At 72.2% G+C, this 21,978-nt stretch carries 20 protein-coding genes and 2 tRNA genes; 11 read left to right on the top strand and 11 right to left on the bottom strand.

What is annotated here, in order from left to right; translation table 11 throughout:
* The first annotated feature begins 137 nt into the window (after positions 1-137).
* Positions 138-329 (top strand): 50S ribosomal protein L28, encoded by a 192-nt coding sequence (gene rpmB / locus Dvina_RS08120; protein ID WP_223101777.1) that lies wholly within the window; start codon positions 138-140, stop codon positions 327-329.
* Positions 330-384: 55 nt separating this feature from the next.
* Here rpmB and Dvina_RS08115 read toward each other — a convergent pair whose 3' ends face one another.
* Complete coding sequence (locus tag Dvina_RS08115) at positions 385-852, bottom strand: GNAT family N-acetyltransferase (protein WP_223101776.1); 468 nt, start codon at positions 850-852, stop codon at positions 385-387.
* A gap of 21 nt (positions 853-873) precedes the next feature.
* Positions 874-1,836, bottom strand: coding sequence for a thiamine-phosphate kinase (locus Dvina_RS08110; RefSeq protein ID WP_246656095.1), 963 nt, complete (start codon positions 1,834-1,836; stop codon positions 874-876).
* Positions 1,837-1,979: 143 nt separating this feature from the next.
* On the opposite strand from Dvina_RS08110, the gene Dvina_RS08105 reads away from it, so the two are divergent.
* A complete protein-coding gene (locus tag Dvina_RS08105; protein ID WP_223101773.1) occupies positions 1,980-2,213 on the top strand; it encodes an Lrp/AsnC ligand binding domain-containing protein in 234 nt (77 codons plus the stop codon).
* 80 nt (positions 2,214-2,293) lie between these two features.
* Entirely contained in the window at positions 2,294-2,824 is a 531-nt protein-coding gene (locus Dvina_RS08100; RefSeq protein WP_246656094.1) for a DUF3515 family protein, read from the top strand.
* Between the two features lie 226 nt (positions 2,825-3,050).
* Here the strand turns inward: Dvina_RS08100 and Dvina_RS08095 are convergent, their stop codons facing one another.
* The 3 genes from Dvina_RS08095 to Dvina_RS08085 all read right to left on the bottom strand — a co-directional run bounded on the left by Dvina_RS08095 (position 3,051) and on the right by Dvina_RS08085 (position 6,368).
* Positions 3,051-4,136 carry a cystathionine gamma-lyase gene (locus Dvina_RS08095; RefSeq protein WP_246656093.1) on the bottom strand — a complete coding sequence of 362 codons (1,086 nt, stop codon included), beginning with the start codon at positions 4,134-4,136 and terminating at the stop codon, positions 3,051-3,053.
* Between the two features lie 472 nt (positions 4,137-4,608).
* Positions 4,609-5,643: an NAD(P)H-dependent glycerol-3-phosphate dehydrogenase gene (locus Dvina_RS08090; protein ID WP_223101770.1), complete on the bottom strand. Its 1,035-nt coding sequence runs from the start codon at positions 5,641-5,643 to the stop codon at positions 4,609-4,611.
* Complete coding sequence (locus Dvina_RS08085; protein WP_223101768.1) at positions 5,640-6,368, bottom strand: lysophospholipid acyltransferase family protein; 729 nt, start codon at positions 6,366-6,368, stop codon at positions 5,640-5,642. The genes Dvina_RS08090 and Dvina_RS08085 overlap by 4 nt, the downstream gene beginning before the upstream one ends.
* 73 nt (positions 6,369-6,441) lie before the next feature.
* Here Dvina_RS08085 and Dvina_RS08080 point away from each other — a divergent pair, with 73 nt between their 5' ends.
* From Dvina_RS08080 to Dvina_RS08060, 5 genes are all read left to right on the top strand, one after another.
* Positions 6,442-7,239: a glycosyltransferase family protein gene (locus Dvina_RS08080; protein WP_223101767.1), complete on the top strand. Its 798-nt coding sequence runs from the start codon at positions 6,442-6,444 to the stop codon at positions 7,237-7,239.
* Between the two features lie 5 nt (positions 7,240-7,244).
* Positions 7,245-7,442, top strand: a complete 198-nt coding sequence (locus Dvina_RS08075) for a S1 domain-containing protein (RefSeq protein ID WP_223101766.1) — start codon at positions 7,245-7,247, stop codon at positions 7,440-7,442.
* A 681-nt stretch (positions 7,443-8,123) separates the two neighbouring features.
* On the top strand, positions 8,124-10,490 hold the full coding sequence (locus Dvina_RS08070; RefSeq protein WP_380028691.1) for an RNA degradosome polyphosphate kinase: 2,367 nt from the start codon (positions 8,124-8,126) through the stop codon (positions 10,488-10,490).
* Between the two features lie 28 nt (positions 10,491-10,518).
* Positions 10,519-12,057 carry a CYTH and CHAD domain-containing protein gene (locus Dvina_RS08065; RefSeq protein ID WP_223101764.1) on the top strand — a complete coding sequence of 513 codons (1,539 nt, stop codon included), beginning with the start codon at positions 10,519-10,521 and terminating at the stop codon, positions 12,055-12,057.
* The gene (locus Dvina_RS08060; RefSeq protein ID WP_223101763.1) at positions 12,045-12,920 is read left to right on the top strand and encodes an NUDIX hydrolase; all 876 of its coding nucleotides are present in this window, start codon (positions 12,045-12,047) and stop codon (positions 12,918-12,920) included. Before Dvina_RS08065 ends, Dvina_RS08060 begins: the two co-directional genes overlap by 13 nt.
* Before the next feature lie 65 nt (positions 12,921-12,985).
* Here Dvina_RS08060 and Dvina_RS08055 read toward each other — a convergent pair whose 3' ends face one another.
* The 3 genes from Dvina_RS08055 to leuC form a co-directional block, all read right to left on the bottom strand.
* A complete protein-coding gene (locus Dvina_RS08055; RefSeq protein ID WP_223101761.1) occupies positions 12,986-13,579 on the bottom strand; it encodes an HU family DNA-binding protein in 594 nt (197 codons plus the stop codon).
* A gap of 137 nt (positions 13,580-13,716) precedes the next feature.
* Positions 13,717-14,304 (bottom strand): 3-isopropylmalate dehydratase small subunit, encoded by a 588-nt coding sequence (gene leuD / locus Dvina_RS08050; RefSeq protein ID WP_223101759.1) that lies wholly within the window; start codon positions 14,302-14,304, stop codon positions 13,717-13,719.
* 16 nt (positions 14,305-14,320) lie between these two features.
* Positions 14,321-15,751: a 3-isopropylmalate dehydratase large subunit gene (gene leuC, locus Dvina_RS08045; RefSeq protein WP_223101758.1), complete on the bottom strand. Its 1,431-nt coding sequence runs from the start codon at positions 15,749-15,751 to the stop codon at positions 14,321-14,323.
* 49 nt (positions 15,752-15,800) lie between these two features.
* Between leuC and Dvina_RS08040 the strand changes: the two genes are divergently transcribed.
* The 3 genes from Dvina_RS08040 (at position 15,801) to Dvina_RS08030 (ending at position 20,674) form a co-directional block, all read left to right on the top strand.
* A complete protein-coding gene (locus Dvina_RS08040; RefSeq protein WP_223101757.1) occupies positions 15,801-16,487 on the top strand; it encodes an IclR family transcriptional regulator in 687 nt (228 codons plus the stop codon).
* 1,054 nt (positions 16,488-17,541) lie between these two features.
* Positions 17,542-17,805 (top strand): hypothetical protein, encoded by a 264-nt coding sequence (locus Dvina_RS08035; protein ID WP_223101755.1) that lies wholly within the window; start codon positions 17,542-17,544, stop codon positions 17,803-17,805.
* A 1,159-nt stretch (positions 17,806-18,964) separates the two neighbouring features.
* Positions 18,965-20,674, top strand: coding sequence for a hypothetical protein (locus tag Dvina_RS08030; RefSeq protein WP_223101753.1), 1,710 nt, complete (start codon positions 18,965-18,967; stop codon positions 20,672-20,674).
* Positions 20,675-20,899: 225 nt separating this feature from the next.
* Here the strand turns inward: Dvina_RS08030 and Dvina_RS08025 are convergent.
* From Dvina_RS08025 to Dvina_RS08015, 3 genes are all read right to left on the bottom strand, one after another.
* Positions 20,900-20,975, bottom strand: a tRNA-Glu gene (locus Dvina_RS08025).
* A 63-nt stretch (positions 20,976-21,038) separates the two neighbouring features.
* Positions 21,039-21,110, bottom strand: a tRNA-Gln gene (locus Dvina_RS08020).
* A 74-nt stretch (positions 21,111-21,184) separates the two neighbouring features.
* On the bottom strand, positions 21,185-21,973 hold the full coding sequence (locus Dvina_RS08015; protein WP_223101751.1) for a fumarylacetoacetate hydrolase family protein: 789 nt from the start codon (positions 21,971-21,973) through the stop codon (positions 21,185-21,187).
* Between the last annotated feature and the right edge of the window lie 5 nt (positions 21,974-21,978).

Raw genomic sequence — 21,978 nt, 5'->3', positions numbered from 1 at the left:
ATGCGGCCCCGACCGGGCCGATTGGGTGTCGCGGGGTCGGATCAGGTAACCTTGCCAGGTTGCCCGCCGGTCACCCGGTCGGCGATGCCCCGGAACATCGTTCCGGCCCAGGACAGCAATCAACCCAGGAGATCCCCGTGGCTAGCGTGTGCGACGTCTGCGGCAAGGGACCGGGCTTCGGCCACAACGTGTCCCACTCGCACCGGCGGACCAACCGCCGTTGGAACCCCAACATTCAGACGGTGCGCACCCCGGCCGGTGGCGGCACCACGCGGAAGATGCAGGTCTGCACCTCCTGCCTCAAGGCCGGCAAGGTCGTCCGGGGCTGACCCGAGCACCGAAATGGCCCCGTGACCTTGTCACGGGGCCTTTTGTCGTGGGCTGTCAGAGGTCGCGGCCGTAGGAACGCACGGACTCGTAGCCCTTGTAGTGCCCGAAGTCCTCGATCCGCACGTAGCCGCACCGCTCGTAAAGGCCGATCGCCTCCGGCTGTGCGGTGCCGGTCTCCAGCCAGACCCGCTTGCGCCCGGCCGCCCGCGCGGCGTCCTCGGTGGCCCGCAGGAGCGCCTTGGCCAGGCCGAGCCCGCGGTACTGCGGCGCGACGTACATCCGCTTGAGCTCGGCCGTCGTCTCGTCCTCCGCGAACGTGCGGAAGCCGCCGCACGCGGCCGGGCTGCCGTCGACGTACGCGACGAAGAACGCGCCCGCGGGCGGATCGAACTCGCCGGGTTCGATAGGGGTGGAGTCACCATCGCTGCCGTACCGCTCGCCCAGGTCGGCGAGCGCGGCCGCGGTCAGCGCGGAGGCGACCCGCGAGCCGTAGCGGGTCGGCCGGATGTCGATCTCAGTCACGAGCGTGAAGCGTACTGCCCCTTACCGGAAGTGGTCCCAGCCCGGGGCGCCCCCCGCGTAGCGCCGGCCGTCCACGGTCACGCCCTCCCCGGCCGTGAACACGTCGGCGGCCAGGACGGAGCCCACGACCAGCCAGTCGTCGCCGAGCTCGACATCGGGCGGGAACGTCGCGGCCAGCGCGTGGTCATCGCCTCCCGCGAGGATCCAGCCGTACGGGTCGACGCCCAGCGCGGTCGCGGCGGCGCGCATGGCCTCCGGCACCTGGAACGCGTCCCGGCGCAGATCGATGCCGACGCCGCTGGCCACGGCGATGTGCCCGAGGTCGGCCAGCAGCCCGTCGGAGACGTCGATCATGGACGTGGCGCCCATCCGCGCGGCAATGGGCCCCAGGTGGTACGGCACATCGGGCCGCCGGAACGCATCCACGAGCACCTTCGGTGAGCGAAAACCCCGGGACAGGATGGTGTACCCCGCGGCCGCGTGACCGATCCGCCCGGCCACGGCCACCACGTCGCCCGGACGCGCGCCCGAGCGCACCAGCGGCTCCTGACCGGCCAGATCGCCCAGCGCGGTCACCGCGATCGTCAGCGTGGGGCTGGACGACGTGTCCCCGCCCACGACCGTCGCCCCCGTCTTCACCGCCTCCGCGGCCAGGCCGTCGGCGAGCTCCTCGGCCCAGGAGATCTGGAGGTCCGGCGGGGCGCAGAGGGCCACCAGGAGCGCCGTGGGCCGCGCGCCCATGGCCGCGATGTCGGCGAGGTTGGCCGCGGCCGCGCGATGGCCGACGTCGCGTGCGCTGGACCAGTCACGGCGGAAATGGCGCCCGTCGACGAGCACGTCGGTGCTGGCCACGACGCGCGCATCCGGGGTGGCGACGATGGCCCCGTCGTCCCCCGGCCCGAGCAGAACCAAGGGCGACGCCGCCCCGAGCCGAGCCGTCACCCGTGAGATGAGCCCGAACTCCCCGGCGGTTGCTACGGTCACCCGTCCTCCAACCTGATGCTCGATAGTGTCGCCGAAGCCGCGAGTCATGGCATGATCACGCACGGCGGTTGACTTGCCGGTTTCATTCTTGCGGTAGGTTGACGCCTGACCAGCGCGCGGACGACGCAGGAGGGAGTCGTGTCGTGGTACAGGCATACATCCTGATCCAAACAGAGGTCGGCAAGGCCCGCGATGTGGCCACGGCCATCCAAGGCCTGCACGGTGTGGTGCGCGTCGACGCGGTCACGGGCCCGTACGACGTCGTGGTCCTCACCGAGGCCCGCAGCATCGACGAGCTGGGCCAGCTCATCGTGTCCAAGGTCCAGCTGGTGCCCGGCATCACACGCACCGTCACCTGCTCGGTGGTGCACTTGTAGCGCCCACTACGCTCGGCCACCGTGATGGCGGTCCCGTGCTGGTGCGTCAGTGACAGCGCTCTCGTGACGGCGCCTGCCTGATGCCCGCGAACGCGCCCGCGCGCCCGGCCCCCAGTCCGGCCAGGATCGCAACCTTCGCGGCGATACCCATCGCGCTGGTGGTCGGCATCGCATCCTTCTGGGTGCTGGGCGGCTTCCCTTCAAGTCCGGACTCTTCGCCGGTACCCGCGGAAGCCCCTCAGCTCGCCCCCACTCCGGCCGCGGTGTGCCGGGCCCTGGTCGCTCGGCTGCCCCAGGAGCTCGGCGGCCTGCACCGCCGCCAGGTGACGGCGGGCGGCGAGCAGAACGCGGCGTTCGGCGACCCACCGATTGTCCTGTCCTGCGGCGGCCCGGCACCGTCCGTGCCCGCGGATGCGCAGCTTCTGGGGCTGTCGGACGTCTGCTGGTATCCGGAAGAGCAGTCCGGGCGCACCGTCTGGCACACGATCGACCGCCAGGTGCCGCTGAGCGTCGTCGTCCCGAAGGCCGCCGACGGGTCCTGGCTGGTGAATCTTTCACCGACCATCGTGGCGACGGTCCCGACCGCCCCGACCGGCGACCTGCACTGCTGACCCGGGCCACCGCCCAGCCCTCGCCTCGCCCGCGCCGGCCGCCTGCGCCACCGCTCCCGCGCGCACCACTGCCCCGGCCGCGACCACGCTTGGCCGGGGCGGTCCTCGCCATGGGAGTGCCCGCCATCCGCCAGACGCTGCCGCAGCGGGGCGCGTGGTCATCGCCGGCTTCGCGCGACGGCCGCGCCATCGCCGGGACCGCCGTCACGCATCCGCGCGGCGGCGGTCAGGCAATTGCGGCGTCCAGAGCGCGGCGCACGTCCGCGATCAGGTCTTCGGTGTCCTCGACGCCGCACGAGAGGCGGACCAGGCCCTCGGGCGCGTCGTCGCCCCACTGGGCCCGCCGATCGGCCGAGGAGTGCAGGCCGCCGAACGACGTCGCCGCGAACACCAGGTCGGAGGTGGTCAGGAAGCGGTCCACCGCCGCCTTGTCGGCCAGCACGAACGTCACGACGCCCGGGATGCGGCGCATCTGCCGGGCCGCGGCCGCGTACGCGGGGTCGCCCGCCCGCCCGGGCCAGCGCACGGACGCGACCGCGGGGTGGCCGGCCAGCAGCTCGGCCGCGGCTGCCGCGTTGGCCGTCTGCCGGGCCAGGCGCAGGTCGAGCGTCCCGAGCGACCGGTGGGCCAGCCACGCCTCGAACGCTCCCGGGATGCCGCCGGTCCGGCCGCGCCAGGTGCGGATGGCCGCGATGAGCTCCGGGTCGCGGGCGCAGACGTAGCCGAGCAGCATGTCCGAGTGGCCTGTCAGCGCCTTGGTGGCCGAGGCGACCGAGAAGTCTGCCCCGAGGTCGAGCGGTCGCTGCCCGAGCGGTGTGGGGGTGGTGTTGTCGACCGCGACCAGACCGCCGCCGGCACGCGTCCGCGCGGCGAGGTCGGCGATGTCGCACACGTCGAGCCCGGGGTTCGAGGGGGTCTCGAGGAGCAGGAGCCGCACGTCATCGAGCGCCGGGTACGGCCCCGGCGTCGGCATCGTCCGCACCTCGACTCCACGTGCGGGCAGGTGCTCGGTCGCGAAGGCCCGGGTCAGGAAGTATCCGTCGGAGGGCAGCACAACGGTGTCACCCGCGCGCAGGGTGGAGAGCAGTACCGCCGAGATCGCCGCCATCCCGGACGCGAAGACGACGCACTCGCCGCCTTCGAGCTCGCCGATGGCCTGCTCCAGGCTCCGGTACGTCGGGTTGTCCGTCCGCCCGTACCCGTTCACGCCGGCCTGGGGGCCCGCGACCGGATCGAGGTGATAGGGCGCCCCGAACACCGGCGACGGCAGGAACGGCTCCCCCGCTACGGCCGCCGGCACTCCAGCGTGCACAACCCGCGTCCCGTCCCCGCGCGTCCCGTCTCCGCGCGTTCCACTCCCGCGCGCCCCGTCGCCGCCCGTGCCGTCCGCGGGCGCCCCGGCTCCGCGCGCGCCGCTCCCGTCCGCCTCGCCTCCGCGCGCTCCGTTCGCGTGTGTCGTTTCCCCGCCCACCTCGCTCGCGGGCGCCACGTCCGCAGGCGCCTCGCTCGCAGGCGCCACGTCCGCGGGCGTCTCGTCCGCGGGCGTCTCGTCCGCGGGCGCCTCGTCCGCGGGCGCCTCGTCCGCGGGCGCCTCGTCCGCGGGCGCCTCGTCCGCGGGCGCCTCATCTACGCGCGCCATGTTCGCGGGCGCGGAAGCGTCGTCGGCGCCGAAAAGCTCGCCGCTACCTGCACTCATACTGCTGTCTCCTCAACCACGTCACCCACGCGCGGACGCGACCCGGTCCCGCGCGGGCGCCTCGCTTCCCGCGCGGTCGCCCGAGCGATCACTGACCGGTCGACGACGGAACGCCCGGGCGCTCCGGCTTCGTCTCCCGGGCCATCAGGGCGGCCAGGGCCTTCAAGGGGTCCACGCCCTCGTGACAGACCTGCTCGACCTGCTCGGTGATGGGCATCTCGACGCCGACGCTGTGGGCCAGATCACGGATCGATAGGCAGCTCTTCACGCCCTCCGCGGTCTGGCGGGTCGCGGCCTGGGCCTGTTCCAGGGTCTCGCCGCGGCCCAGGCGCTCGCCGAACGAGCGGTTGCGCGACAGCGGAGACGAGCACGTCGCGATGAGGTCGCCCAGGCCGGCCAGGCCCGCGAAGGTCATCGGGTTGGCGCCCAGGGCCGCGCCCAGGCGGGCGGTCTCGGCCAGACCCCGGGTGATCAGGGTGGCCTTGGTGTTGTCGCCGAAGCCGAGCGCGGAGGCCATGCCGTAGGCCAGCGCGATCGCGTTCTTGACGGCCCCGCCCAGCTCGCAGCCGACGACGTCGTCGTTGGTGTACGGCCGCAGGTAGCGCGTGCTGATCGCCCGCTGGACGAGCTCCGCGCGGCCGATGTCCCGGCAGGCCACGACGGTGCCGGCGATCTGCTCGGCGGCGATTTCCGGGGCGAGGTTGGGGCCGGTGACGACGGCGACCCGGTCCGGCTCGACGTCGGCGACCTCGACGATTACCTCGCTCATCCGCTTGAGGGTGTCGAGCTCGATGCCCTTCATGAGGCTCACGAGCGTCGCGTCCGCGCCGATCGCGCCGTTCCAGGCGGTCAGGTTGGCGCGGAGGGTCTGTGACGGCACGGCCAGGACCACGAGGTCGGCCCCGTCGATCGCCTCGAACGCGTCGGAGGTGGCCGTGACCGCGTCCGGGAGCCACATGGCGGGCAGGTAGTCGGGGTTGTGATGCTCGTCGCGGATGGCGGCCGCGAGCTCGGGGCGCCGGGACCACACCGTGACGGAAGGCGTGCCGGCGTCGGCGAGGACCTTGGCGAACGCCGTACCCCACGAACCCGACCCCAGGACGGCCGCGCGCTGGATGCTCATGCCGCCTGCTCTTCGGGTCGCTGGACGGGCCGCTTCGGCGTCCACAGCGGCGGCGCGCTGCCGCCGCGAATCTCGACGAGCATGTCGCGCAGGTGCAGCATGATGTGCTCGGTGATCTCGTTGAGGACCTGCGCCGTCGGCTGAGCGTCGGCCCAGGCCGAGAGGTCCAGGGGCTCGCCGCTCACGATCGTCACCTGGGCCCGCGGGAACAGCTTGAGCTTCTTCGAACGCGGGTCGTAGATCTCCTCCGGGCCCCACATGACGATCGGGATCATCGGCGCCCGGGTGTCCAGCCACAGCCGTGCCGCGCCGGTCTTGCCGCGCATCGGCCACAGGTCGGGCTCGCGCGTCGTGGTGCCCTCGGGGTAGATGACCACTGCCTCGCCCGCCCGCACGCCAGCCCGCGCGGCCTCGAGTGCCTTGACGGCGTCGGTGGTGCCGCGGCGTACCGGGATCTGGTGGACCTCTTTCAGCAGGTAGCCGAGCACCGGCACCTCGAACAGGCCGGACTTGGCCAGGAACGACGGCCACCGTCCGGCGTCGTAGATGTAGTGCGCGACGGCCAGTGGATCGGCGTGAGAGATGTGGTTCACCACGATGATCACCCCGCCCTCGGCCGGGATGTGCTCCATCCCGCGCCAGGTGCGGCGGGTCAGCACCCTGATCATGGGTTTGACGGTCATGACGGCGAAACGCCGCCAAAAGCCGAGCCTCCGGCGCACCATCTCACCCTCCCCTCACGGTTCTGCTGCGAATCATGCCACTGCCGGGCGCCCGGTGGCCGTGTCAGGATGGCTCATGCACTGCCACGGCCAGTCGACGACCCAGCCGACGGCGCCCGAGCCGACGGCCGCCTGGGTGGCGGTGGTCCCGGTCAAGCCGCTGCCGGCGGCCAAGACGCGTTTGCGCGGCGCGGTGCCCGAGGCCGTGCACCCCGATCTGGTCCTGGCCATGGCACGCGACACGGTAGCCGCCGCGCTCGCCTGCCGCGCGGTCGCCCGCGTCGTGGTCGTCTGCGACGACCCGGCGGTGTGCGCAGAGCTGACCGAACTGGGCGCATCGTGCCTGCCTGACACACCCGCGGCCGGTCTCAACGCCGCGCTGACCTATGGTGCCCTGGCCGCTGGGCAGGCCGTCGATCCGCGCGGACGCGCGGACGCACCGGATCCCGAGACAGCCGGCGCCCGGCGCGGAGGAGCAGAGGCATCGCCCGGTGGCGCGGGGCCGTCGGGTGGAGGCGTTGAGACGTCGCGCGGAGTCGGCGTCGCGGTGGTGGCGTTGACCGCTGACCTGCCCGCCATGCGCCCCGAAGACCTGGAGGCCGCCCTGGTCGCGGCCGCGCGGGCCGGGCGGCGCGCGTTCGTGCCGGACCTGGAGGGCACCGGCACGGTACTGCTCGCCGCGCCCGCCGGTGAGGCCCTCGCGCCCCAGTTCGGGCCCGGCTCGGCGGCGGCGCATCAGCGCTCGGGCGCGGTGCGGCTCGACGGTGACTGGCCCAGCCTTCGGCGGGACGTGGACACCGCGGCCGATCTCGACGCCGCGGCGCGGCTGGGACTCGGCGCACATACCGGACAGGTGCTCTGCACGGTAGCGTGATCGGTATGCAGGGCACGGTCGCGACGTTCGATGACGGGAGTCGCACCGGGACGGTGCTGCTCGACGATGGAGTCGAGGTGGCCTTCCCGGCGGCGGCGTTCGATGCGTCAGGGCTGCGCCACCTGCGGCTCGGTCAGCGGGTCCGGCTCGACCACGACGACGTGGGGACGATCACGAAGGTCACTCTGCCCACCTTTCCGTAGCGGCCAAGCAGCGGGAAGTTCATGTTCAGACCAGCACAAACAGGCCATGATGATCCGGTGGACGAGAGCACGACCGGTCGAAGCCGCCCGCGCAGTGCCGCCCAGCGGCCCGAACCGGCGAGTGCGCCGCCCAAGACGACGAGGTCCGGTGGGAGCGGGGCCCCGGCACGGGCTCGTCGAGCCACAAAGGCCGCGCCCACGGCGCCGGCCGACGAAGCCACGGTGAGCGAGGTCACGGTGAACGAGGCCACGACAGAATCCGCGCAGGCATCCGAGCGGGTGCCGGCGCAGAAGTCCCCGACCACGCCGGTGGCAAGACCGGTGCAAAAGGTTGATCCGGTGCAAAAGACCGACCCGGCCCCGGAAGCCGCGACCGAGCCGGAGCCCGTCGAGAAAGCCGAGCCCGTCGAGAAACCGCAGCCCGCGCCGCAGTCGCAGCCGGCACGGCAACCCGCCGCACAGCAGGCCACGACGTCGAGCGAGCCCGCGGGGCCGACCGCGTCCGCGCCCGGAGCCGCCGGGACCAAGGCCGCCACCTCAGCCGGCCCTGTCAAAGCCACCCGCCCGGCCGCTACCTCGCGCGCCAACGGCCAGCCGGCGACGACGCCGCCGGTCTCGACCCGGCCCGCGACCCCGGCCACCAGCGCGAAGGCAGCCGGGCCGGCCGCCAACGGCAAGCCGGTGACCCCGGCCACGAGCAGCAAGCCCGCAGCCGAGGCGACGTCCGCGACGGTCAAGGCCGAGGCGGCACCCGCCAAGCCCGCGGTCGGCGCGACGCCCGGCGCGGCCAAGGCCGAGGCGACGTCCGGCGCGGCCGCGCGGGTGGCCACGGCGTCCGGCCCGGGTCAGAGCGCATCCGCGCCGCTGGATCAGCCGGCCGCCGATCTGGGTAACCCCAAGACGTCGTCGGCCGCTGAGCGGGCCGGTGGGGTCGACGGCGCGGATGCGGAGTGGTTCGGGTCGGAAGGGGGCGCTGTGGAAGTACAAGACGAGGAAAAACCGCTGCCGGAAGACCGGTATCTCAACCGTGAGCTCTCCTGGCTGGACTTCAATGCGCGGGTGCTCACCCTCGCCGAGGACCCGGCGACGCCCCTGCTGGAGCGGGCCAAGTTCCTCGCGATCTTCGCCAGCAATCTCGACGAGTTCTACATGGTGCGGGTTGCGGGTCTGAAGCGGCGCCTGCAGACGGGGCTGCCCGTACGGCGGCTGCCGGGCTTCCTGCCGCCGACGGAGCAGCTCGAACAGATCGCGGAGCGCACGTCGGGGCTGATGGCGCGGCAGGCACGGGTGTTCGCCGATGAGATCGCGCCGGCGATGGCCCGGGAAAACATCAACATTGTTCGCTGGGCGGAGCTGGACCCGGCCGAGCGCGAGCGGATGCGCGCGTCGTTCCGCGAGCAGATCTTCCCGGTGCTGACGCCGCTGGCGGTCGACCCGGCGCACCCGTTCCCGTACATCTCGGGGCTGTCGCTCAACCTCGCCGTCGTGGTGCGGGAAAAGGACGGCGGGCCGGAGCTGTTCGCGCGGATCAAGGTGCCGAACAACGTGCCGCGATTCTTCGCGCTCCACGCCGCGCGCGACGGAGCGCGGGTCATGCGCTTCCTGCCCGTCGAGGAGCTCATCGCGGCACACCTCGGCCAGCTGTTCTCCGGGATGCAGGTGCTGGAGCACCATCTGTTCCGGGTGACGCGCAACGCTGAGGTCGAGCTCGACGAGGATCGCGACGAGGACCTGCTGCAGGCACTCGAGCGCGAGCTCGCGCGGAGGCGCTTCGGGCCGCCGGTGCGCCTGGAGGTCGCGGCGTCCATCTCGGACCACGTGCTGGAGCTGCTCGTCCGCGAGCTCGACATGGACTCCCACGACGTGCTGCGGGTCCCCGGGTGGCTCGACCTGACCGCGTTGTGGGAGGTCTACAACGGCGTCGACCGTCCCGATTTGAAGGACCCGCCGTTCGTACCGGCAACGCACCCGCACTTCGCAGAAGGCGAGACGCCGCGCAGCGTCTTCGCGCGGCTGCGTGACCACGACATCCTCGTGCACCACCCGTACCACTCGTTCTCCACGAGCGTGCAGCGCTTCGTCGAGCAGGCCGCGGCCGATCCGAACGTGCTGGCCATCAAGCTGACCCTGTACCGCACCAGCGGCGACTCCCCCATCGTCGACGCCCTCGTGGACGCGGCCGAGGCCGGCAAGCAGGTCGTGGTGCTCGTGGAGGTCAAGGCGCGCTTCGATGAGAAGGCGAACATCGGCTGGGCGCGGACGCTGGAGCGGGCGGGCTGCCACGTCGTGTACGGGCTCGTCGGTCTCAAGACGCACACGAAGACGGCCCTGGTCGTGCGCCAGGAGGGCAACCACATCCGCCGCTACTGCCACATCGGCACCGGCAACTACCACCCGAAGACTGCGCGGCTGTACGAGGACTACGGGCTGCTCACGGCCGACCCCGAGGTGGGCGCCGACCTGACCGACCTGTTCAACGTGCTCACCGGCTACAGCCGGCAGACGTCGTACCGGCGACTGCTCGTCGCCCCGCACGGGGTCCGCCGCGGCATCATCGAGCGGATCGAACGCGAGGTCGCGTACGGCGCGGACGGGCTCGTCCAGATCAAGGTCAACTCGCTGGTCGACGAGGAGATCATCGACTCGCTGTACCGGGCGAGCCGCGCGGGCACGCGCGTCGACCTCCTCGTGCGGGGCATCTGCGCGCTGCGCCCGGGCGTACCGGACCTGTCGGAGAACATCCGGGTTCGATCGGTCCTGGGCAGGTTCCTGGAGCACTCGCGGGTCTTCCGGTTCGGCCACGGCGCCCGCGCGGAGTACTGGATCGGCTCGGCCGACCTCATGCACCGCAACCTCGACCGCCGCGTGGAGGCGCTGGTCCAGGTCACGGACCCGGCCTCGACGGACGAACTGCACCGGGTGCTGAGCCTCATGATGAGCGACGACACGGGCGCGTTCGAGCTGTCGGGCAGCGGGGTGTGGCACCGCCGGCCGGGCAAGAACCCCCAGGAGGCGCTGCTGCGTCGCATCGTCGACCGGGTGGAGTGATCAGGGCCGACCTCTCTAGGGTGGCTGGATGCTGGAGGAAGAGCGCAAGTACCTGGCCGGCGACGGGTTCACCATGCCCGACCTCGGCGCCGCCGGGCGGGTGAGCGCGCGGGAGCCGGTCACGCTGCGGGCCACCTACTACGACACCCCCGAGCGGCTCCTGACCCGTCATGGGATTTCGCTTCGGTACCGCAAGGGCGACGTCGCGGCCAAAGTGTGGACGGTGAAGCTGCCGTCGTCGCGGGCGGGCGTGCGCTTCGAGTACTCGCGACCGTCGCAGGGCGCGGGTGTGGTCCCACCGTCGCTGCTGGACCTCGTCACGGCCTATCGGCGTGGGCGCCCGCTCGCTCCGGCCGCGGTGCTGCGCACGGTGCGCACCGTGTACGAGGTGAGCGGGGCCGACGGGCGGCTGCTGGCCGAGGTCGCCGACGACTCGGTGAGCGTGCTCGACGGGCGCGACGTCGCACTGCGATTCCGCGAGATCGAGGTCGAGCTGGTCGACGGCGACCGCGCGGTGCTGGACGAGGTCGAGAAGCTGCTGCTGGCGGCGGGGGCACGGGCGGGGACCGGCGCGGACGCGTTCGTGCCCAAACACGTCCGGGCCCTGGAGGCGCTCGGGTCGGTGGAGGCGCCGCTGCTGGCCGCGCGGGCGCGTCCAGGCACGGCCCACGCCGGCGACGTGGTCATCGAGGCGATCCGGCGCGACGTCGCACGGATCCTCAAGCACGACCCGTTCGCGCGGATGCGCGAGACGATGCCGAACGGCGACACCCCGGTGCACCAGATGCGGGTCGGCACCCGGCGGCTGCGTAGCGACCTGCAGACATTCCAGGCGCTGCTGGACCCGCGGTGGACGGCCCGGCTGCGCGAGGAGCTGGCCTGGCTGGCCGGCGCGCTCGGAGGCGCCCGCGACGTGGAGGTGCTGCGCGAGCGGCTGTTCCGCACGGCCGCCGCCGACCCGCTGGCGCCGGTCGACCCGCGCGCGGTCGCCCGCATCGACGCGGCACTGGCCCGGCAGCAGGATTCGGCGCTGCGGGTCCTGGACAAGGCATTGCATTCCCGGCGGTACGTCAAGCTGCTCGACGCCCTGGTCGCGGCGGTCGAGGAGCCGCGCCTGGCGCCCCTGGCCTGGGAGCCGGCGCAGGATGTCCTCGCGGGCATCGTGCGCAAGCCCTGGCGGCGTCTCGTCGACGGCAACGACGAGGTGGTCGGGGCGGGTGCGCTGACCCCGGACCTGCCCGACTACGACTGGCACGAGGTGCGCAAGCGGGCCAAGCGCGCCCGCTACGCCGCCGACGCCGTGTCGGCGGTGCTGGGCTCCGAGGCGCGCCTGCTGGCCAAGGCGGTCGCGCGGGCGCAAGGTGTGCTGGGTGAGCACCAGGACGCGGCGATCGCCGGGGACGCGTGGCTGGAGGCGGCCGCGGCCGCGCCGGACGACCACGCCCTCGCGGTGACGGCCGGACGGCTCTTCGAGCGCGAGCGGGCGACGGTGACCCGCGCCCGCGCGGACTTCCCGGCAGTGTGGGAGATGGTCATGGAGGAAAAGAACATCGCATGGCTGAGGTGAACTCGCTGGTCCGCGCGGCCGGTGGTGTGGTGTGGCGCCGTTCGGAGACGGGGGTCACCGAGATCGTGCTGGTGCACCGGCCGCGGTACAACGACTGGTCGCTGCCGAAGGGCAAGCTCGATCCGGGTGAGCACGAGCTCACCGCCGCGGTCCGGGAGGTCTTCGAGGAGACGTCGGTCGAGGGGGCGCCACAGGTGCGGCTGCCGTCGGTGCGGTACCTGACCGGCGAGCCGGGCGTCGAGAAGAGCGTGGACTTCTGGTCGATGCGCGCGGTCGCGTGGGCGCCCCGCCCGGCCGACCACGAGATCGAGGAGGCCCGGTGGGTCCCCGCGACCGAGGCGCACACGATGCTGAGCTACGCCCACGACCGCGGCGTCGTGCGCGCGTTCCTCGACGTGCCGCCGGTGACCTCGGTGGTGGCCCTGGTGCGCCACGCGAAGGCCGGCAAGCGCAAGGAGTGGTCCGGCCCGGACGCCGAGCGACCGCTGGAGGCGGCCGGGGAGCGCGATGCGCAGGGGCTGAGCGGCCTGCTGACGCTGCTGCGGCCGGATCGGGTGGTGTCGGCAACCCCGCTGCGCTGCCGGCAGACGGTGGAGCCGCTGAGCCTGCCGGTTGCGCTCGAGCCGGCCTTCGACGAGGACGCGGAGCCCGGCCCGGCCGCGGAGGCGCTGGCGGCGCTGGCGCGGCGTGGCGGTACCACCGTGATCTGCAGTCAGGGCAAACTCATCCCGCCTTTGCTCAAGGCGCTCACCGGCCGGGCCGACGTCGACTTCCACACGCGTAAGGGCGCGGGCTGGGTGCTGTGTTTCTCCGAGGGGCGCATAGCCGGCCGGGACCGGCTGGCGCCGGTGACCCTGCGATAGCGCCTTGCCGGAATGCCGAAAGGGCGGCGCCGCGATTGCGGCGTCGCCCTTTTCGTTTGCTGCACCTACTTGGCGGCGGCCTTCTTGGCCGGGGCCTTCTTCGCAGCGGTGGTGCTCTTGGCGGCGGCCGTGGTGGCCGTCGTGGTCTTGCGAGCCGTCGTCGACGCCGCGGCGCGGGTCGTCTTGGTGGCGGCCTTCTTCGCCGGGGCCGTCTTGGTCGCGGTGGCCTTGGCCGGGGCGGTCTTGGTCGCGGCGGCCTTCGCCGGAGCGGCCTTCGCCGTCGTCGCCTTCGCCGTGGTGGCCTTGGCGGTCGTCGCCTTGGCCGTGGTGGCCTTCGTGGCGGCGGCGGTGGTCGTCTTCTTGGCGGCGGCGACCTTCGGCACCTTGCCGCTGGCCACCATCTCACGGAAGCTGGCGCCCGCGCGGAACGCGGGGACCGACGTCTTCTTCACCTTCACCGCTTCACCGGTGCGCGGGTTGCGGGCGGTTCTCGCACCGCGGACGCGCTTCTCGAAGACACCGAAGCCGGTGATGGCAACCTTGTCGCCCTTGGTCACGGCAGCCTGGATCTCAGCCAGCACCGCGTCAAGCGCCGCGTTCGCCGACTTCTTGTCGCCCAGGCGAGCGCTGAGCGCCTCAATGAGCTCGGCCTTGTTCACGTTTCCTCCCGTACAGAAAATTGAAGTCCCTGTGGGCAAGGTATCCCAACGCACACAGGATACAAACATATGACGGAAAAGAAATCGTTGTGGAGTAACGGATCTGGCCGGAGGCTCATCGAGACGCCCTGCGGGGGCTAGCGAACGACGGGTGTCCACTCCGGACGGCCTTGTTCGAAGGCGGTGATAGCGCCCTCGTGGCGAAGGGTGAGACCGATGTCGTCGAGTCCTTCCAGCAACCGCCAGCGACTGAAATCGTCCAGCGGGAAGTCCCATTCCCGGTCACCCGCACGCAACTGGCGGGTCTGGAGGTCGACCGTTACATCGAGCTTCGGGTCAGCCTCGATCGCGGACCACAGCGCCTCGACGTTCTCACTGCCGATCTCGACCGGCAGCAGGCCGCCCTTGAGCGCGTTGCCCCGGAAGATGTCGCCGAAACGCGGCGAGACGACAGCCCGGAAACCATAGTCCTGCAAGGCCCAAACTGCGTGCTCACGGGACGAGCCGGTGCCGAACTCGGGGCCGGCGACGAGGATCGACGCGCCCTCGTACGCCGGATTGTTGAGGACGAATTCCGGGTCCGAGCGCCAGGCGTTGAAGAGCCCGTCAGCGAACCCGGTGCGGGTGACGCGCTTGAGGTAGACGGCGGGGATGATCTGATCGGTGTCCACGTTGGACCGGCGCAGCGGAACAGCGGTGCCGGTGTGGACGGTGAACTTCTCCATGTGTCCGTTGTCCCTTTTAGTTCAGGTCGGCGGGGGCCGCGAGATGACCGGCTACGGCGGTTGCCGCGGCCACTGGAGGCGACACCAGATGGGTGCGGCCACCGCGCCCCTGGCGGCCCTCGAAGTTGCGATTCGAGGTCGAAGCGGAGCGCTCACCGGGCTTGAGTGTGTCGGGATTCATACCCAGGCACATCGAGCAGCCCGCGAAACGCCACTCCGCGCCGGCCTCCGTGAAGACCTTGTCGAGGCCCTCCTCCTCCGCGGCCGCGCGCACGGACGCGGAGCCGGGGACGACGAGCATCCGGACGCTGTCGCTGACCCGGCGCCCGCGCAGGACGTCCGCGGCCGCGCGCAGGTCCTCGAGGCGCCCGTTGGTGCAGGAGCCCAGGAACACCACGTCGATCGCGACGTCGCGCAGCGCGGTGCCGGGGGTCAGCGCCATGTACTCCAGCGCCTTCTCCGCCGCGACACGATCCGCGCTCTCGGTGAAGTCCTCCGGACTGGGCACCACGCTGCCGAGCGGCGCGCCCTGGCCGGGGTTGGTCCCCCAGGTGACGAACGGGGTCAGCTGGGAGATGTCCAGCGTCACCTCGGTGTCGAACTTGGCGCCCTCGTCGGTGCGCAGACTCTGCCAGTACGCCTTGGCGCGGTCCCAGTCCGCCCCCTTCGGCGCGTACTGCCGGCCCTCGATGTAGGCGAACGTCGTCTCGTCCGGCGCGATCATGCCGGCCTTGGCGCCCCACTCGATCGACATGTTGGAGATGGTCATCCGACCCTCCATGGACATGGCCTCGATCGCGGGACCGCGGTACTCCACCACGTGCCCGCGCCCGCCACCCGTGCCGACCTGGGTGATCAGGGACAGCACCAGGTCCTTGGCGGTGACCCCGGGGCCGAGCTCACCGACGACGTTCACCGCCATCGTGCGCGGCCGCGCCTGGGACAGCGTCTGCGTCGCCAGGACGTGCTCGACCTCGGAGGTGCCGATCCCGAACGCGAGGGCGCCGAACGCCCCGTGCGTGGAGGTGTGCGAGTCGCCGCACACGATGGTCATGCCGGGCTGGGAGAGGCCCAGCTGCGGTCCCATGACGTGGACCACGCCCTGCTGGGCGTCGCCCAGCGAGTGCACGCGGATCCCGAACTCCTCGGTGTTGCGCCGCAGCGTCTCGATCTGCGTGCGGGAGACCGGGTCGCTGATCGTCAGCAGGTTGTCGGTCGGCGTGTTGTGGTCCTCGGTCGCGATCGTGAGCTCGGGCCGGCGTACGGGCCGCCCGGACATCCGCAGGCCGTCGAACGCCTGCGGGCTGGTGACCTCGTGCACGAGGTGCAGATCGATGTAGAGCAGGTCCGGTTCACCGTCGGCGGAGCGCACGACATGCGCGTCCCACACCTTTTCCGCGAGCGTGCGCGGCTGCTCCTGAGCTTGCGGCTGTGCTTCTCCCACCATCTGGACATCCTAAAGTTTGGGAGGTATGTTTCGGTCTGTGGGACACAGTATGAGCGGTGTCGGCGTGCTCGACAAGGCGGTAGTCATCCTTGCCGCCTGCGTCGACGGCGCCAGCCTGGCGGAATTGGTGGAGCGGACCAAGCTTCCGCGCGCCACCGCACACCGCCTGGCGCAGGCGTTGGAAATCCACCGCTTACTGGTTCGTGACGCACAGGGACGCTGGCGCCCGGGCCCGCGGCTGGGTGAGCTGGCCAACGCCGCCCCCGACGTCCTGCTGACCGCCGCGGAGCCGATGCTCACCGCGTTGCGTGACGCGACGGGCGAAAGCGCGCAGCTGTACCTCCGCCGCGCCGACGAGCGCCTCTGTGTCGCCGCGGCCGAGCGCGCCAGCGGCCTGCGCGACACCGTGCCGATCGGCGCCGTGCTGCCCATGACCGCCGGCTCGGCCGCTCAGGTGCTGCTGGCCTGGGAGCCGCCGGAGGCCGTGATGCCGCTGCTGCCGCGGTGCAAGTTCACCGGCCGCACCCTGGCGGAGGTTCGCCGCCGGGGCTGGGCGCAGAGCGTGGCCGAGCGCGAGCCGGGGGTGGCGAGCGTTTCGGCGCCGATCCGCGATCGCACGGGGAGGGTGATCGCGGCGATCAGCGTGTCGGGGCCGATAGAGCGTCTGGGGCGCCGGCCGGGTGATCGGCACGCGATGGCTGTGGTGCGGGCGGGGCAGCGGTTGTCGGGCCTGTAGGGCTTCAGCTTCCTGCTGCGGGCTGGTCGTTTCTGCTTGCCGAATCGTTGGCCGGTTCGTCTTTTCTACTGGCCGGTCTTCGTGCTGGGCAGACTTCCTGCTCGGCAGCGGTTTGGGGCTCTCGATCTCGGCTCCGGGTCTCGGCTCTTGGTCTCGGCTCTTGGTCTCGCTGTCGGTTTTGGCTTCGTTTCGGCGGCTCAGGTGCTTCGTACTTCGACAGGCGGCTTGGCTTCGGCCTGGCCGCTTGTCTTGTTCGACCACGCCCCGGCCCGCCGCTTGCCAGTTGACTGCTCGCTTCGTCGCGCCGAGCTTCCGCGCACGCGCAACGCCGGAAGCAAGGACGCACCGTGGGCGCCGGCCGACGCGCGGGCGCGCAGGACGAGCAGCACGACGCGCGGGCGCGCAGAACGAGCAGCACGACGCGCGGGCGCGCAGAACGAGCAGCACGACGCGCGGGCGCGCAGGAGGACGGCTACTTGCTTCTTCAACGCGCGGGCACGCGGGAGGCGCAGCTCGGCGCGCGGGAGGACAAGCTACGGCTCTACGCGCGCGGGCGCGGGGCGCAAACTCAGCCCGCGGGAGGACGGCTCCTGCGCGGGCGGGGCGGCTTCATGAGTAGGCGCGTGGGAGGCGGGGCTCGACGCGCGGGCGCGTGGGAGGCGGAACGCAGGCGCGGGGCAGGGGCGCTGGAGGCGGAGCTCGACGCGCGGGCACGCGGGAGGCGAAGCGCAGGCGCGGGGCAGGGGCGCTGGAGGCGGAGCTCGACGCGCGGGCACGCGGGAAGCGGAGCGCGGGCGTGGGCGCTGGAGGCGGGGCGCGGGCGGGCGCGGCGCAGGGGCGGGAGGCGGTCCGGGCTACTGCGAACTGCATCGACGGAGGCCCAGGGTGCCGTGGGTGGATGGAGCGAGTGGGTGGTGCGGGTTGCGCGGCGCGCGGACGCGCATACGATCGGCGGGGCGTGCCGTGCGGAGTTCCGGGTGTACCGGCGCGGGCGCGTACTGCATCGGCGAATCCGGGGCGCGGTCCCGGAGCGCATCAGCTGGAAGGAACGCCAGTGCCCGATTCGACAACACCAGCCAGCCCCGAGCCGGACGGCCAGGCGGGTCTGCACTCCTCCCCCTCGTCCGGTACGCCGGCCACCCCGCCCGGTCACGGCCCGGCCGGCCCGGACTCGCCCGACTCCCCCTCGACGCCGCAGGAGCCCCAGGTCCAGCCGCAGCCCCAGTCCGGAGGCGGCAGCCGCAGCGGCTGCATGTCGGTGATCATCGCCATGGTCGTGCTCATCGCCGCGATCCTCGGCATCGCCACTCAGCTGTAGCCCGAGGCGTCAGTTCAGCTCCACCGTCGGCAAGCCCTCGGTCGCGGCGTGCGGCTGGCCCCTGAGCACCACGCGGGGTACCCCTGACGTGGGTAGAGCATCGGCCAACCGCTCCGCCGCAGCAGATCGAACTCGCCACCGCGGATCGACCACAGCACCATCACGACGCGACCGCGCGCTGCCACGGCCGACCATAGCCCGATCCCCAACCTCAAGGCTTCGTCGCCGCGGCAGCGCCGCCGCCGCCCGAACTTGCTTCTCACGGCCCCGTTCATGGGCGCTGTCGCTTGGATTGCGCGCCCGCCACGAGGCCCACGGACTGGCGCGCCCGCGCGGAAGCGGCCAGCGCGCGGAAGCGGCCAGCGCGCGGAAGCGGCCAGCGCGCGGAAGCGGCCAGCGCGCGGAAGCGGCCAGCGCGCGGAAGCGGCCAGCGCGCGGAAGCGGCCAGCGCGCGGAAGCGGCCAGCGCGCGGAAGCGGCCAGCGCGCGGAAGCGGCCAGCGCGCGGAAGCGGCCAGCGCGCGGAAGCGGCCAGCGCGCGGAAGCGGCCAGCGCGCGGAAGCGGCCAGCGCGCGGAAGCGGGGCGCACCGAGGCGCGGAAGCGCGGGCGTCCGCGCGAACGGAGCGCCGCGGAAGCAGGGCCTCTCCGTGGAACCGCAGGCGTCCACGCGGAGGGGACCCGCGCGGAAGCGCACGCGTCCGCGCGAACAGAGCGCCGCGGAAGCAGGGCCCTCTCCGAGGAAGCCGAGTCGTCCGCGCGGAAGCGGCCGGTTCAGCGGATTCATGACCGTGCCCATCCCCCGCTAGCATCTCGCTCACATCAGCGGGGGAGGCAAAACCATGTCACCGACGGACAATCCGTCGCATTTCGCCAGCGGCAGCAGCGGCGGCGCGTACGAGCCGGTCCAGCCGGAGCGCGAACCACTCGCATCCGCGCCGCACGCCGGCCAGCAGAACGCACCCAACGCAAGCGCACCGGCCCAGGACGCAGTCGACGAAGACTCGGTCGACGAAGTGGCCCTCAGCGAACAGGCCGCGCGCGAAGGCACCGCTGGACAAGCCTCACCGGGGGAAGACGCCCAGCAATCCGCCACCTCTGAGCCGTCGCTGACCGGAGGCGCGGACGCGACGGCCCCCATCCCTGGCCCATCGGCCGCTGATGTGCCGCGCCTCGAGATCGTCCCCGCCGGCACCTTCACGCCTGTCGACGCCGCGCTCACCGGCGCCCTGGCCGCGGACGTCGTGACCTTCGGAGGCGACGCGCCCGCGCGTCCGCGGCGGCGGCTGGGTCTCGTGCTCGGCGCCGTGGCCGCGGTGGTGGCGGTGCTTGCGGCCGGGACGGCGTACGCGGTGATGCAGCGCTGGGAGAAGCCGTCCGGCGCGCTGCCGGAGGAGTGGCTCCCGGGCTCCGTCGCGGCGTTCGCGCGGATCAACCTGTCCCCCGGTCTCGGCCAGCGGGTCAAGTTCGAGGAGCTGCTGCGCAAGTCGGCGGGCGGGCCGCAGCTCGAAGACGTGAAGCGCGAGGCGTTCGAGCAGCTGGAGGCGCCGATCGCGTACTCGGACGTGGCGCCCTGGTTCGACGACCGGATCGGAGTGGCGCTGTGGGCCGCGCCCGCGCGCCCGAACCGCCCGGTGACGCTTGTCGCGGCGTCGGCGAAGGATGCCAGGAAGGCACAGGAGTCGCTGACGGCGCTCCAGCAGAAGCGGGGCACGGACCGGGTGGGCTTCGTGGTCGCGGACGGGTACGTCCTGATGGCGTTCGACGACCTGGACGCCCAGGGCAGTGCGACGGCTGCGGCCGCCGAGACGAAGCGGGCACCGCTGTCACAGAACGGCGTGTTCCGCACCTCGGTGGGGACGCTCCCGGGCGATCAACCGCTGCTCGGCTGGGCGGACCTGGCAGCGGCGAGCAGGCTCAGCCCGGAGATCGACGAGGAGTACGCCGCGGAGCTGCGCGCGGGCGTGGGCGGCGACCTGGGTGCGGGTCCGAGCGCGGGGCCGGCGCTGACCGACGTCAGGCCGTTCCCGGAGCTGAACGGCGTCGCGGTCGTCGGTGTCCACGCGGCTGACGACGCGCTCGAGGCGACCGTGCGACTCGTCGGGGTCGACGGGCTTCCCGGAAGTACCCCCCAAGGAAAAACGGATGTGGTGAACGCTCTCGGCGCCCTTACCGGGGATGCCTCTGCCGCGGGTGTCCTCGCGGGGCCGATAGGGGACCTGTCGAAGCTCCTGGGCGCGGACATCGGGTATCTCCCGCTGGGCCTGTTCGGGGCCCTGAACCTGGCTCCGTTGACGCAGGACGCCCCGTCGGAGTTCACGCTTGACGACGGGGAGTTGCAGAAGTACATCGACGAGCATCCGGAGATCTTCCAGGATCTGGAGAACGGCGGCTCGGTGAAGATCATCGACCCGGGCGAGCTCAAGGCGCTGCAGCCGGCGACCGAGCTGGACAAGCTGGCCGGTTCGCTGGGGTCGGGGTTGGGTGCGGCGCAGACGGTGACGTTCACGGTGGCCGGCAAGTCGGGCGACGAGTCGGTGGGGGCGCCGCTGCTGCTCGATCTGCGGATGGCGGATGCCGCCACCGCCGCGCGGACGCGCCAGGAGCTCGCCGATCTGACGAAGGTCAGCAAGACGACAGTTGAGCAGCATGAGGAGCATGTGGTGGTGCGCTCGCCGGCATACGCGGGCGCGACGTCGCGGCTGGCCGACAATCCGCTGTTCAAACGCGCGATGGCGGGCGCGGTCGCGAGCCCGGTGGCGGCGGCGTACTTCACCGGCGACTCGATCGGCGGGCCCGTCCAGGCGCTCGGCGTGACCGCGGAACGCGCGGGCGCGGATATGGTCCTGCACGCCCGGCTGATCTTGGCCTAACGCGGTCGGCAGAGGGCCGGCCGCCCGGACCGGCATCGGCTGGACCGCGGCACCGCGAGCGAATCGCGGCGCCGCGGCCGGGCCGTTGCCGCGGATGGCGGTGCCAGCCTGCTGCCGGGCGCCGGATACGGCGAACGGGCCCCGAGGGAGACCTCGGGGCCCGTGCCGGAAGCGAAAACACAACAGCCGCTTCGAGGTCTGGCACCTCGGAGCGGCTGTCACACGTGGTAGCCCCGACCGGATTCGAACCGGCGCTACCGCCTTGAGAGGGCGGCGTCCTGGGCCGCTAGACGACGGGGCCCCAGTACGTGCTTTCGTGCTAACGTGCGGTCGAACCATACAGCACCGCGATCTTGCTGCGGTGCTGGGGTACCAGGACTCGAACCTAGACTAACTGAGCCAGAATCAGTCGGGCTGCCAATTACCCCATACCCCATTGGCGCTTACCGCGCCGAAAGGGAACTTTACCGGAGCTCTCGCGCCACGCCAAATCGGTTGTCGGCAACACGCCTATTCCAAGGTCAGAACCTTGTTGCTGAGCGCTCCGACTCCCTCGATCGAGACCACGACCTCGTCGCCGTTGACCATCCGGGAGACGCCGGCCGGGGTGCCGGTGAGGATCACGTCGCCGGGCAGCAGCGTCATGACATGTGACACGTACGACACGAGAGTCGGCACGTCGAACACCATGTCCTTGGTCCGGCCGAGCTGACGGACCTCGTCGTTGACCTCGCAGCGCACCTCGACGTCGCTGACGTCCACGCCGGTCACGATCCACGGGCCGATCGGGCAGAACGAGTCGAAGCTCTTCGCGCGCGTGAACTGCACGTCCTTGCGCTGCAGGTCGCGCGCGGTCACGTCATTTGCGCAGGTGTACCCGAAGATGGCCGCGGCCGCGCCCGCGCGATCGACCCGGCGCGCGCCGGTGACCCCGATGATCACGGCGAGCTCGGCCTCGTGCTCGACCTGCTGCGACTGCGGGGGCAGCCGGATCGCGTCGTTGGGGCCGATGATCGACGTCGAGGGCTTGAGGAAGAGCAGCGGCTCCTTCGGCACGTCGTTGCCCAGCTCAGCCGCGTGGTCGGCGTAGTTGCGCCCGACGCACACCACCTTGCTGGGCAGGATGGGCGAGAGCAGCCGCACGTCGGCGACGGCCCAGCGCTGGCCGGTGAACTTGATCTCCCCGAACGGATGGCCGTCGATCTCGGCAACGGTCAGCCCGGACAACCCGGCCGACGGCTCACCCTCGACGACTCCGAACGACATGCCACTGCTGTGGGCGAAACGAGCGATACGCACGGGTG

This window comes from Dactylosporangium vinaceum, from assembly GCF_019904175.1.
GTDB lineage: Bacteria > Actinomycetota > Actinomycetes > Mycobacteriales > Micromonosporaceae > Dactylosporangium > Dactylosporangium vinaceum.
This window is presented reverse-complemented; position numbering and strand designations above follow the sequence as displayed.